The 12,873-nt window shown below is 71.2% G+C and carries 8 protein-coding genes; all 8 read left to right on the forward strand.

Annotation, left to right across the window (positions count from 1 at the left end):
* Positions 1–75 precede the first annotated feature (75 nt).
* A complete protein-coding gene (locus DEJ20_RS00205) occupies positions 76–1,530 on the forward strand; it encodes a gamma-aminobutyraldehyde dehydrogenase (protein WP_111234478.1) in 1,455 nt (484 codons plus the stop codon).
* A gap of 30 nt (positions 1,531–1,560) precedes the next feature.
* Positions 1,561–2,742: an ABC transporter ATP-binding protein gene (locus tag DEJ20_RS00210; RefSeq protein WP_372443727.1), complete on the forward strand. Its 1,182-nt coding sequence runs from the start codon at positions 1,561–1,563 to the stop codon at positions 2,740–2,742.
* Entirely contained in the window at positions 2,739–3,959 is a 1,221-nt protein-coding gene (locus DEJ20_RS00215; RefSeq protein WP_204166168.1) for an ABC transporter substrate-binding protein, read from the forward strand. Before DEJ20_RS00210 ends, DEJ20_RS00215 begins: the two co-directional genes overlap by 4 nt.
* A complete protein-coding gene (locus DEJ20_RS00220; protein ID WP_111234476.1) occupies positions 3,956–4,888 on the forward strand; it encodes an ABC transporter permease in 933 nt (310 codons plus the stop codon). Before DEJ20_RS00215 ends, DEJ20_RS00220 begins: the two co-directional genes overlap by 4 nt.
* On the forward strand, positions 4,885–5,763 hold the full coding sequence (locus DEJ20_RS00225; protein WP_027466954.1) for an ABC transporter permease: 879 nt from the start codon (positions 4,885–4,887) through the stop codon (positions 5,761–5,763). The genes DEJ20_RS00220 and DEJ20_RS00225 overlap by 4 nt, the downstream gene beginning before the upstream one ends.
* A 634-nt stretch (positions 5,764–6,397) precedes the next feature.
* Positions 6,398–9,004, forward strand: a complete 2,607-nt coding sequence (locus tag DEJ20_RS00230; RefSeq protein ID WP_258377081.1) for a carboxylate--amine ligase/circularly permuted type 2 ATP-grasp protein — start codon at positions 6,398–6,400, stop codon at positions 9,002–9,004.
* Positions 9,004–10,809: an N-acetylglutaminylglutamine amidotransferase gene (locus DEJ20_RS00235; protein ID WP_111234475.1), complete on the forward strand. Its 1,806-nt coding sequence runs from the start codon at positions 9,004–9,006 to the stop codon at positions 10,807–10,809. The genes DEJ20_RS00230 and DEJ20_RS00235 overlap by 1 nt, the downstream gene beginning before the upstream one ends.
* Complete coding sequence (locus tag DEJ20_RS00240) at positions 10,806–12,752, forward strand: S9 family peptidase (protein WP_111234474.1); 1,947 nt, start codon at positions 10,806–10,808, stop codon at positions 12,750–12,752. The genes DEJ20_RS00235 and DEJ20_RS00240 overlap by 4 nt, the downstream gene beginning before the upstream one ends.
* Positions 12,753–12,873 lie beyond the last annotated feature (121 nt).

The raw sequence follows: 12,873 nt of genomic DNA on the forward strand, positions 1-12,873 counted from the left end.
TTTCCGTTGTTACGGTTCTCCACAACCTCCGGATCCTTCTTCCGCGCCGCCGGAATCCGTGTCAGTATCACCGCCATGCTGGACGCACAGAGCACGGCGACGGCGGACACCGACACCCGGGTCCTGCGGAACTTCGTCGGGGGTGCCTCGGTCGAGTCGACCGCCGACACCACGTTCCACCTGGTCGACCCGACTGACGAGCACGTCTACGGCACGTCCCCGGTGTCCACCCCCGCCGACGTCGACGCCGCCTTCGGTGCGGCCTCTACCGCGTTCGAGTCCTGGCGCCGCACCACCCCCGGCGAACGGCAGCTCGCCCTGTTCCGGATCGCCGACGCGATGGAGCAGCGGGCGTCGGAGTTCGCCGACCTCGAGTCGCTCGACACCGGGAAGCCCCGCGCCACCCTGGTCGAGGACGAGATCCTGCTCTCCGTCGACCAGATCCGTTTCTTCGCCGGGGCCGCCAGGAACCTCGAGGGCCGGAGCGCCGGCGAGTACCTGGCCGACCACACCTCGTTCGTCCGGCGTGAACCCATCGGTGTCGTCGCCCAGGTCACCCCGTGGAACTACCCGCTCAACATGGCGGTGTGGAAGTTCGCGCCGGCGCTCGCCGCGGGGAACACCACCGTGCTCAAGCCGAGCGACACGACACCCCTGTCGACCCTGCTGCTCGCCGAGGTCGCCGCCGAGTTCCTGCCGCCGGGGGTCCTGAACGTCGTCGTGGGGGACCGCACCACCGGCGCCGCGATGATCGACCACCCCACCCCGCAGCTCGTCTCCATCACCGGGTCCGTCCGTGCCGGCATGGAAGTCGCCCGTGCCGCCGCCGGGGACCTCAAGCGCACCCACCTGGAGCTCGGCGGCAAGGCACCCGTGATCGTGTTCGACGACGCCGACATCCCCTCGGCGGTGGCCGGGATCGTCGCCGCCGGGTTCTTCAACGCCGGACAGGACTGCACCGCCGCCACCCGGCTGCTCGTGCAACAGGGCATCCACGACGAGTTCGTCGCAGCGCTCGCAGCAGAGGCACGCGTCAACGCGAGAACCGGGTCGGACGGTCACTACGGCCCCGTCAACAACGCGAACCAGCTCGCGCACGTGCAGTCGTTCCTGGACACGCTGCCCGACCACGCGACGATCGAGCTCGGCGGCGCACGACAGGGTGACCGCGGGTACTTCCACGAGGCCACGATCGTCGCCGGCCTGCGCCAGGACGACCGTGCCGTGCAGCAGGAGATCTTCGGCCCGGTGCAGACCGTGCAGCGGTTCTCGACGGAACAGCAGGCCCTGACGTGGGCGAACGGCGTCGAGTACGGCCTGGCGAGTTCGGTGTGGACGACCGACCACGCGCGGGCGATGCGCTTCGCCCGCGACCTGGACTTCGGCTGCGTGTGGATCAACACGCACATCCCGATCGTCGCCGAGATGCCGCACGGCGGGTTCAAGCACAGCGGGTACGGCAAGGACCTGTCCCAGTACGGCTTCGACGACTACACCCGCATCAAGCACGTCATGTCCTACATCGGCTGAGGCCGACCACCCCCTGGAGGCACCATGGCAATGACCGGAACGTTCGCCGAATCGGGAGCCGATCTCCGGCTCGACCAGATCACGAAGTCCTTCCCCGGCCACACCGCGGTGGACAGCCTCGACCTGACGGTGCCCGCCGGCTCGTTCTTCGCGTTGCTCGGTCCGTCGGGCTGCGGCAAGACGACGACCCTGCGGCTCGTCGCCGGGCTCGAGGAACCCACGAGCGGCACCATCACCATCGGCGGTCAGGACGTCACCGACACGAAGCCGTACCAGCGGCCCGTCAACACGGTGTTCCAGAACTACGCGCTGTTCCCGCACATGAGCGTGCTCGACAACGTCGCGTTCGGGCTGAAGCGCCGCCGGATCCCGGACCCGATGACGAAGGCCAAGGAGGCGCTGCGACTCGTCGAGCTCGAGGGGTCGGCGTCGAAGCGTCCCGCCCAGCTCTCCGGAGGCATGCAGCAGCGCGTCGCCCTGGCCCGCGCGATCGTGAACCGGCCGGCCCTGCTGCTGCTCGACGAGCCCCTCGGCGCCCTCGACCTGAAGCTCCGCCACCAGATGCAGCTCGAGCTGAAGACGATCCAGGCCGAGGTCGGGCTCACGTTCCTGCACGTCACCCACGACCAGGAAGAGGCGATGACGATGGCCGACACGGTCGCCGTCATGAACGGCGGTCGGATCGAGCAGATGGGCAGTCCGCAGGACCTGTACGAGCTGCCGCGCACGGCCTTCGTCGCGAACTTCCTCGGCCAGTCGAACCTGCTCGAGGGCGAGGTGCGCGGCACCGATGCCGGCCTGCTCGTCGTCGCAACCGCGGCCGGTTCGATCGCGGTGCCGGCCGACCGAGCCGTCGCCACGACCGGTCGCGTCGTCGTCGGCGTCCGTCCCGAGAAGCTCAAGATCCGTACCGCCGAACCGACCCCCGAGGCCGGACGGAACATCCTCGGCCCCGGTCGGGTCGTGGACGTCTCGTTCTCCGGCGTGAGCACCCAGTACCTGGTCGACGTACCGGGCGCCGGGCGCGTCTCGGTGTTCGCGCAGAACTCGAAGGGCGGGCCGCGGATCGCGACCGGCACCGAGGTCTGGCTCACGTGGGGCGTCGACCACGGGTTCGGCCTGGAGGCGCACCCCGCGTCCGACGCGACCGTCACCACCCAGGACGACCCGGGCCTCCAGGCCGTCCCCGCCACGGCAGGATCGCTCGCGTGACCGGCGCGGTGCCCGGTCCGGACCTGCTGCGCGGGCTGACGTCGGCTCGCGTCAGCCGACGCGGCCTGCTGGCCGGCGGCGGGGCCGCGGCGCTGGCCGCCCTGCTCACCGGTTGCAGCATCAAGGGCTCCGCCGCCGCCGGCGCCGAGGACACCGTCGACTGGGCGGCGTTCTGGAAGGACGCGAAGGCGACCGGCACCCTGAACTTCGCGAACTGGCCGCTGTACATCGACTCCGACCACGGCAAGTCCGAGTCCCTGGCGCTGTTCAAGAAAGAGACGGGCATCGCGGTCGACTACCAGGCGGTGATCCAGGACAACGCGACCTTCTACGCGACCGTCTCACCGATCCTGCGGGCGCACGGTGCGACCGGGTACGACCTCGTCGTCATGACGAACGGGTTCGAGCTGACCCAGATGATCAAGAACGGGTTCGTGTGCGAGCTCGACCACTCGCGGCTGCCGAACTTCGCCGCGAACGCCTCGGACTCCGTGAAGGACCCCATCTACGACCCGGGCAACAAGCACTCCGTCGTGTGGCAGACCGGGTTCACCGGGCTCGCCTACAACCCGAAGTACACCGGGCGGAAGATCACCTCGCTCAAGGACCTGCAGGACCCGGCGTTCAAGGGCCGCATCGGACTGATGAGCGACAACACCGAACTCGGGTCGCTCGGACTGCTCGCGCTCGGCATCGACCCGGAGACCTCGACGCCCGCCGACTGGCGGAAGGCACAGGCCTGGCTGCGCGAACTGCGGCCGAGCGTCACCGGCTTCTACGACCAGAGCTACATCAACCGGTTGGAGAACGGCGACACCTGGATCACCCAGGCGTGGTCGGGCGACGTCTTCCAGGCGCAGCAGTCCGGGTTCCCCGACCTGGAGTTCGTCACGCCGGAAGAGGGGCAGATGACCTGGCACGACAACATGCTCATCCCACGGCAGGCCGAGAACCCGGTGTCGGCGCTCGAGTGGATGAACTTCTACTACACGCCGAAGGTCGCCGGGATCGTCGAGGACTGGGTCAACTACGTCTGCCCGGTGCCCGCGGCCGAGGACTACGTGCGGGACGAACTCGACGACGCCACCGTGGCGGACAGCCCGCTCGTGTTCCCCTCTGCGGACGTGCTGGAGCAGTCGCACGAGTTCCGGGTGTTCGAGAACTACGACGAGTACTCGGAGTGGAACGGCATCTTCAACGCGGTGGTGCAGTCGTGAGCGCGGTCGGGGTGGCGCCGGGGCTCGGTCCCGGTGGTTCCGCCGGTTCCGCGCCGGCGCGGCGGGGACGCCGTCGGAGCACGCCGTTCTTCCTGGCGCTCGTCGGCACCGCGTACCTCTGCGTGTTCTTCGTCATCCCGCTGGTGTCCGGGCTGATCGTCTCGCTCATGACCGGCAACCCGGACGACGGCTACACGTTCACCTGGAACTTCGGGATCTACTCCTCGCTGTTCGTCGACCCGCAGGTGCCATACCTGACGTTCCTGCTCCGGTCGCTCTGGTACGGCGCCGCCGCCACGATCGCCTGCATCGTCGTCGGGTACCCGGTGGCGTACTTCATCGCGTTCCGGGTCTCCCCGCGGTGGAAGAACCCGCTGCTCATGCTCGTGTTCATCAGCTTCCTGGTGTCGTTCATCATCCGGACCGACATGTGGGCGTTCGTGCTCGCGTCACAGGGGCCGGTCGTCACGACGCTGCAGGCGCTCGGGCTGGCCGGCAAGGACTTCCACATCCTCGGCACCGGCGGCGCGGTGATCTTCGGCGACGCCTACAACGACCTGGCCTTCATGGTCCTGCCGATCTACGCCGCCCTCGAGCGCATCGACCCACGACTCGGCGAGGCCGCGAACGACCTCTACGCCGGCAAGTTCCGGGCGTTCTGGCACACCACGCTCCCGCTGTCCCGCTCGGGCATCTTCGCCGGGGTCCTGCTCGTCTTCATCGACAGCGTCGGCGACCCGGTGAACTCGGCACTGCTCGGCGGCACGAACACGTACACGATCGGTCAGGCGATCCAGGACGCCTACTCCGGCAACCAGCAGTACAACGTCGCCGCAGCCCTGTCGACCGTGCTCATGGTCGTGCTCGGCATCATCCTCTTCATCTACGCCCGCGTCTCCGGCACCGACGACCTCGAGGACCTCGTATGACCGCCGTCGCACCGTCCCGTTCCGCCGCCGCTCCGGCCTCGCCCGTGACCGGTTCCGTCGCCGGCCGTCCGCGTCGCCACGGGGTGAACCGGCGTGGGCCCTGGCTCGCGATCGTGTACTGGGTGACGATCGCGATCACCCTGGTGCCGATCGTCTACATGATCGTGTACTCGTTCAACGACGCCCCCACCAACCGGCTGTCGTTCGCCTGGAACGGTTTCACGACCTACTGGTACGCGAACCTGGTGAACGTGTCCGGGCTCGGGGCCGCGTTCGTCACCTCGGTGCTCGTCGCGTTCCTCGCCGCGATCATCTCCGTCGCGATCGGGCTGCCCCTCGCGTTGGCGCTGGAGCGGTACCGGTTCCCGGGTCGCGGTGTCGTGAACACCGTCGTGTTCGCCGACATCGCTGCGCCGTCGATCGTCGTCGGTTCCGCGTCGCTCTCGTTCTTCCTGTCGGTGGGGCTCGGCACCGGGTTCCTGACCGTGCTCATCACGCACGTGGCGTTCGACGTCGCCTACGTGGTGGTCGTGCTGCGGGCCCGGATCGCGGGGACCTCGCGTGCACTCGAAGAGGCCGCGGGTGACCTCGGGGCGACACCGTTCCAGGCCTTCCGGCTCGTCACCCTGCCGCTGCTGGCGCCGGGCATGCTCGCCGCCGGGCTGCTGGCGCTCGCCATGTCGATCGACGACTACGTGATCACCTCGTTCGTCGCCGGGCCCGCGGTGACCTTCCCGCTGTTCGTCTACGGCGCCGCGAAGGCCGGGATGCCGCCGCAGGTGCTGTGCTTCGGGACGCTCGTGTTCGCGGTGGGGCTGCTCGTCGCGCTGCTGAACGGGGCGCTGAACCGGCGGTTGGCCCGGACGCGGGGGTAGGGCTCCGCGCGCTGGTGCGGGGTGCGCGGGCTGGCACAGGCACGGTGTCGGGTGCGTCGGCTGGTGCGGGGTTGCGCGCGTGGTGCGCGCTTGTAACCGGGCACGGTGCTTGGAAGCTCGCACGGGGTGAATAGGTGCGCACGGTGCGGACGGGAGGCGCGTGGCGGGCTGGTGTCGCGCCTCCCGACTGCGGGTGGTGCGTCCGCAGCACGGTGTGGCTTTCGTGGGCTGGTGCGGGGTTGCGCGCGTGGTGCGCGCTTGTAACCGGGCACGGTGCTTGGAAGCTCGCACGGGTGAATAGGTGCGCACGGTGCGGACGGGAGGCGCGTGGCGGGCTGGCGCCGTGCCTCCCGTCCGCCTGTGCGGGGCGTCCACCGCACGGTGCGGCGTTGGCGGGCTGGTGCGGGGTTGGCGCGGGTCGCACGGTGCGAGGTGCGGGGCTGGTGCGAGGTTGACCGCAGGGTGCGTGCCTGTAGTGGCGCACGGTGCGTGGAACCTCGCACGGGGTGGCGCGGGTCGCACGGTGCGTGCGGGAGTTCAGTGGGGGTGACGCTCGATTGACGTGCGTGTTACGGGCACGAGTCGGGCGGTGTGCCGCGGTGCGCGCCACAGCCGCCGCGCGTAGGTTCCAGCCATGAGTGCAGAGCTGACGCTCGGCGCCGAGGAAGAGCTGCACCTCATCGACCTCGAGTCCGGCCGACTTTCCGCGAAGGCCCCGCGCCTTCTGCCCAAACTGCCCACCGACCGCTTCGGCGCGGAGCTGCAGCGCACGACGATCGAGACGAACACCCCGGTGGTGCGGACCCTCGACGACCTGCGGCGGGTGATCGTCGACCTGCGCAGTGAGCTCAGTGCCGCGATCGCCCCGGCCGGCGTCACGATCGCGGCCGTCGGCACCGCGCCGAGGTCGGAGTACGCCGACTTCGAGCTGAGCTCCGGCGGCCGGTACGGCCGGATGCAGGAGCAGTACCGGATGCTCGTCGACGAACAGCTCATCTGCGGCCTGCAGGTGCACGTCGGGGTGAGCGACCGCGACCTGGCGGTGCTGATCGCCCAGCGGGTGGCGCCGGTGCTCCCCGTACTGCTCGCCCTGAGTGCGTCGAGTCCGTTCTGGAACGGGCAGGACACCGGGTACGCCTCGTTCCGGAGCATCATCTGGCAGCGGTGGCCGTCGGCCGGCAGCTTCGGCCCGGTGGAGGACGCCGCCGAGTACGACCGGGTGCTCGACGACCTGATCGCCTCGGGCGTGATCGCCGACAAGAAGATGGCCTACTTCGACGTGCGGCCGTCGTCGCACGCGCCGACGCTCGAGCTGCGGGTCTGCGACGCGACCCCGGTGGTGGACGACGCCGTGCTCATCGCCGGACTCTTCCGCGCCGCGGTGCGCAAGGCCGAGAAGTCGGTCGTGTCCGGCGCCGAGTGGCACCCGCGCAGCGAACCCCTGCACCGTGCGGCGATGTGGCAGGCCGCTCGCTCCGGGTTGAGCGGCGAGCTCGTCGGTCTCGGACAGCACCCCGAACGGCTGCCCGCCGAGGTCGCGGTGCGCCAGCTCGTGTCCCGGCTGCGTCCGGAGCTCGAGGAGCTCGGCGACTGGGGCACGGTGACGGAGCTCCTCGACGCGACTCTGGCCCGCGGCAACTCCACCGACCGGCAACGCACCGCCTACGCCGAGCGCGGGGAGATGGACGACGTCGTCGCCCTGGTGGTGGAGGACACCGCGGGGCTCCCGTCCGGACGCGACGAGGACCCGGTGGTCCCGATCGCCGGGTACCGCGTCCGTGCCGGCGACGAGGCGGTCGGTCCCGGGGCGCGACCCCGTCCGGCGTTCCGTGACCTGGCGGCCTTCTTCACCGGCTGGGACGCCGAGACCGCGATCGACCGCTGCACCGCCCGCGACGTCTGGACCCGCGAGCACCACGTCGGCTTCGTGGTGGACGGCGGCGCGCAGGAGTTCGGCTGCGATCTGGTTCCCCGGACGATCAGCGCGTACGAGTGGTCACAGCTCGAGCGTGGTCTGGGGCAGCGTGCCCGCGCGATCGAGCTGTTCCTGCGTGACGCGTACGGCGACCGGCGGATCGTGGCCGACGGCGTGCTGGACGCGGACCACTTCGTCGGCGCGAAGGGCTGGGACCCGGACGCCACCCGGCTGCCGGCGACCGCCGTCCGTGCGCCGGTGCTCGGGTTCGACCTGGTGCGCAACGAGTTCGGCGGCTGGCGGGTGCTCGAGGACAACGTCCGCTCGCCCTCGGGTGTCGCGTACGGCATCGCCCTGCGCGAGCTGATGGACGACGTCGTGCCGGACGCCCCGCGGCCGGCGCACCTGCGCGACCCGCACGGCGTGACCGACCGGCTGCGCCGGACCCTCTGCGCGAACACCACTGCGGTGACGGGCGCGACCGATCCCGTGATCGCACTGGTCAGCGACGGCCCCGCCGCCGGCGCGTGGTTCGAGCACCGCAGGCTGGCCGACGGGGCCGGGATGCGCCTCCTGTCCGGGTCGGACCTGGACGTCCGTGACGGACGCGTGGTCGACGCGACGACGGGCGACGTGCTCGACGGGCTGTACCTGCGGATCGACCGCGACGTCAGTGCGCTGACGGCGGAGCACGCTCCGGACCTCGGTGCGCGGATCCTCGACGCGGCGGAGGAGGGACGGGTCTACCTGGCGAACGCGCCGGGCAACGCGCTGGTCGACGACAAGGCGATGTACGTCACCGTGCCGGACCTGATCTGGTACTACCTGGACGAGAAACCCCTGCTGGCATCGGTGCCGACGTACCGCACGAGCATCGAGGTCGAACGGCTGTCGGTCCTGGACCGCGTCGGGGAACTCGTCACGAAGCCGGTCGACGGTGAGGGCGGCCGCGGGGTCCTGATCGGACCGAGCGCGAGCGCCCCCGAGGTGGCCGAGCGACGGCGCGAGATCGCCGCGGACCCCGCCGGGTGGGTGGGGCAGGAGGTGGTGCAGCTGTCCTCGCACCCGACGATCGGACCGGCCGGACTCGACCCGCGGCACGTGGACCTGCGGGCCTTCGTGTACGCGACGGGGACGGGACCGGACGACGTGCACCTGGCCGACGTCGCCCTGACGCGCGTCGCGCCCGAGGGCAGCATGGTCGTCAACTCATCGCAGGGCGGCGGCGCGAAGGACACGTGGATCGTCGGGAACGCCCCGGCGGACACCGACCCCGCCCCGGCGGACACGGACTCCGATGTGGCGGACACCGAGGGAGAGCGCTGATGTGTGGACTCGCGGGCGAGATCCGGTTCGACGGCCGAGCGCCGGACGTCGGGGCGGTCGCCCGGATGACCGGCTGCATGACGCACCGCGGCCCGGACGGCGACGGCCTGTGGGCTCGCGGCCCGGTCGCGCTCGGGCACCGACGGCTGTCCATCGTCGACCTGTCCACCGCGGGCGCGCAGCCGATGGTGCTGGCCGAGGCCGGGCTGACGATCGCCTACAACGGGATGGTCTACAACTACCGGCAGCTCCGCGACGAGCTGCACGGCAAGGGGCACCGGTTCGCGTCGACGTCGGACACCGAGGTCATCGCCCTGGCGTACGCCGAGTGGGGCACCGCGTTCGTCGACCACCTGATCGGGATGTTCGCCATCGCCATCTGGGAGCACGGCAGCGGCCGGCTGGTGCTGGCGCGGGACCGGCTCGGCATCAAGCCGCTCTACGTCGCACCCGTCCCGGGCGGCCTCCGGTTCGCGAGCTCCCTGCCGGCGATCCTGGCCGGAGACGGCGGGACAGACGGGGGGTCGGACGTCGACACGTCCATCGACCCCGTCGCCTTCGCCTCGTACATGAGCTTCCACTCGATCGTCCCCGCACCCCGCACGATCCTGGCCGGCGTCGGCAAGCTCCCGCCCGCGACCGTCCGGGTGATCGACCCGGACGGCACCACACACGACACCGTCTACTGGGAGCCCCGCTTCGAGCGCGACCCAGCCAAGTCCGACTGGTCCGAGCGGGACTGGGAGCAGGCGTTCATCGGCTCGCTCCGCACCGCCGTCGAGCGCCGGATGGTGGCCGACGTCCCGGTCGGGGTGCTGCTCTCCGGCGGGATCGACTCCTCGCTCGTGGTCGGGCTGCTCGCCGAGGCCGGGCAGCAGGACCTCGCCACGTTCAGCATCGGGTTCGAGGCAGCGGGCGGTGAGTCCGGCGACGAGTTCGAGTACTCCGACCAGGTCGCGAAGCACTTCGGCACCGACCACCACCGCATCCACATCCCCTCGTCGCGCCTGCTCGACGGCATCGACGGTGCGGTCGCCGCGATGAGCGAGCCGATGGTCAGCCACGACTGCGTCGCCTTCTACCTGCTGTCGCAGGAGGTCTCGCAGCACGTCAAGGTGGTGCAGTCCGGCCAGGGCGCCGACGAGGTGCTCGCCGGGTACGACTGGTACCCGCCGCTCGCCGACGTGCCGCGCGACCAGGCCGCCGAGGCCTACCGCTCCGTGTTCATGGACCGTCGCTGGCCGGCGCTGCAGGACCTGCTCGGGGAGCGTTGGAAGAGCGACGACGACACCCCGTCGGCCTTCGTGGACCGTCAGTTCGCACGGCCGGGCGCGGAGACGAGCGTGGATGCTGCGCTCCGCAGCGACACCACGATCATGCTCGTCGACGACCCGGTGAAGCGGGTCGACAACATGACGATGGCGTGGGGGCTCGAGGCCCGCGTGCCGTTCCTGGACCACGAGTTCGTCGAGCTCGCCGCCGCGATCCCGCCGTCGATGAAGCTCACCGACGGCGGCAAGGGCGTGATGAAGCGCGCCTCGCGCGGGATCGTGCCCGACGCCGTCATCGACCGCAGCAAGGGCTCGTTCCCGGTCCCCGCGATCCGGCAGCTCGAGGGCCCGTACCTGGAGCGCGTCCGCGACGCGCTGCACGCACCCGAGGCGCGGGAGCGCGGGCTCTTCGACCCCGCCACCGTCGAGCGGATGCTGCAGGACCCGAACAGCACCAGGACCGCGATCGGCGCGAACGCGCTCTGGCAGCTCGGCCTGATCGAGATGTGGCTGCAGCAGCAGGGGGTGCGGTGACCGTGGGTTCCGTCCGGACTGGAGGCGCGCAGGGCGTCGCGTCGTCGGCCACCGTCGAGCCGTCGGTCACCACCAGGGCCGCAGCCGACCTGGGTGCGCGGCTCACCGCCGCCTGGGGGTCGTGGGGACCGACCATGACCCGGAACGCCCGGCGCGTGGCGTTCGTGAGCGACCGGCACGGCACCCCCGAGGTCTTCGTGCAGGACGTCGTCGTCGACGGCGAGCTGCCGGAACCGGTGCGGATCGCGCTCTCCGACGACCCCGTGATCCGGGTGTCGTGGTCGTCCGACGGGGAGTGGCTCGCCGTCGCCATCGCGACCGACGGCGGCGTGAAGCAACAGGTCTGGGTGGTGCGGCCGGACGGCTCCGACGCCGCGCAGATCGCCGGCTCGCGGTACCAGCACGCCGAACTCGGACCGTGGAGCCGGAGCGGCCACCGGGTCGTCATCACGCTGCCCTCGACCGAGCCCGAGCAGCCGGCCCGTGCGTACCTGGTCGACCCGGTGTCCGGTGACCGCGACGACCTGGCCGTGGGGGAACTCATCCACGTCCTCGACCTGTCGGTGGAGGAACGGCTCGTCGTGCTCCGGGACGGCCAGCGCGGCCACGAGTTGGTCGTCGTGGTCGACCGGCTGACCGACGAGAGCCACGCCCTGTTCGCCGACGACCCGGACGGGTCCGCCGAGATCGCGTTCCTGCGACCCTCGCCCGCGAGCGAGACCAGTCCGCTCGTCGCCTACGTCGCCACCGAGGCCGGACTGCCCCGCCGCGGACTCGTCGCGCAGCCGGTCGGCCCGCACGGCTGGCGCGGCACACCCCGGCGGATCGTCGAGCGGGACGACGCCGAGCTCGAGTACCTGGACGCCGACGACGCCGGCCGCACCCTGCTGCTCGTCTGGAACGTCGACGGTCGCAGCGAACTCGACCTCATCAACACGCACGACGCCTCGCGCACCCCCGTGCCGGACCTGCCCGGGTACGTCGTCACCGATCCCGTGCTCAGCCGTGACGGCCGGAGCGTGCTGCTCGCCGTCGAGGGACCGACCCGGCCGCGCGAACTGTGGCGGCTCGACACGAACGCGCTGACCTGGAGCCGGGTCACCGACGTGCCGGTGCTGCCGGACGTGCAGCTGGTCGAGCCGACGCTCGAGCGGTTCGCCGCCCGCGACGGACTGGAGCTGACCGGGTGGCTGTACCGGGCCGTGGAGCCGACCGCGTCGGGGGCGGACGCCGACCCTGGTGCTGGTGCCGTGCCTCCCGGCCGCGCAGCGCTCGTCCACCTGCACGGCGGACCGGAGTCGCAGGAACGACCCACGTTCTCGCCGCAGCACCAGGCGCTCGCCGCCGCCGGGGTGACCGTGTTCGCGCCGAACATCCGCGGGTCCTCCGGGTACGGCCACGAGTTCGTGCACGCCGACGACCTGGCGCTGCGGTGGAACGCGCTCGCCGACGTCGTCGACTGCGCGCGGTTCCTGGTGACCAACGGGTACGCCGATCGCTCCCGCGTCGCCGTCGAGGGGCGCTCGTACGGCGGGTACGCGACGCTCGCGTCGTTGGCGTTCACGCCCGACGTGTTCGCGGCCGGGGTCGCGGTGTGCGGGATGAGCGACTTCGCGACCTTCTACCGGGACACCGAACCGTGGATCGCGGCCGCTGCCGCGACGAAGTACGGGCACCCCGTCGAGGACGAAGCGCTGCTCGCGGCCCTGTCACCGATGCGGGCGATCGACGACGTCACGGCGCCGTTGCTCGTCGTGCACGGTGAGCTCGACACGAACGTGCCGATCGGTGAGGCGCACCAGGTCGTCGCGGCGCTGCGGGAGCGGGCGCACGACGTGGAGTACCTGGAGCTCGAGGGTGAGGGGCACGAGTACCGGCGGGCGGCGTCGCAGGCGCTGCTCGTGCGGCGGATGGTGGAGTTCGTGGCGTCGCGGGTGGGGTGAGGCGGGGCGGGGCGGGCGCTCGGTCTGGTGCGAGGTTCCGTACTCCGTGCGGTGCACGTGCCCCCGCACCGAGTACGGAACCTCGCACGGGCCGTGGGCCCCCTCGCACCGTGCGAGCCGC

It is taken from the genome of Curtobacterium sp. MCSS17_005 (genome assembly GCF_003234225.2).
In the GTDB taxonomy this organism is placed as follows: Bacteria; Actinomycetota; Actinomycetes; order Actinomycetales; family Microbacteriaceae; genus Curtobacterium; species Curtobacterium flaccumfaciens.

What these genes read in the sequence shown, in the direction of transcription:
- DEJ20_RS00210 (WP_372443727.1), top strand. Translation starts at nt 1,561, where the DNA reads ATGACCGGAACGTTCGCCGAATCGGGAGCCGATCTCCGGCTCGACCAG.
- DEJ20_RS00205 (WP_111234478.1), top strand. Translation starts at nt 76, where the DNA reads ATGCTGGACGCACAGAGCACGGCGACGGCGGACACCGACACCCGGGTC.
- DEJ20_RS00230 (WP_258377081.1), top strand. Translation starts at nt 6,398, where the DNA reads ATGAGTGCAGAGCTGACGCTCGGCGCCGAGGAAGAGCTGCACCTCATC.
- DEJ20_RS00235 (WP_111234475.1), top strand. Translation starts at nt 9,004, where the DNA reads ATGTGTGGACTCGCGGGCGAGATCCGGTTCGACGGCCGAGCGCCGGAC.
- DEJ20_RS00225 (WP_027466954.1), top strand. Translation starts at nt 4,885, where the DNA reads ATGACCGCCGTCGCACCGTCCCGTTCCGCCGCCGCTCCGGCCTCGCCC.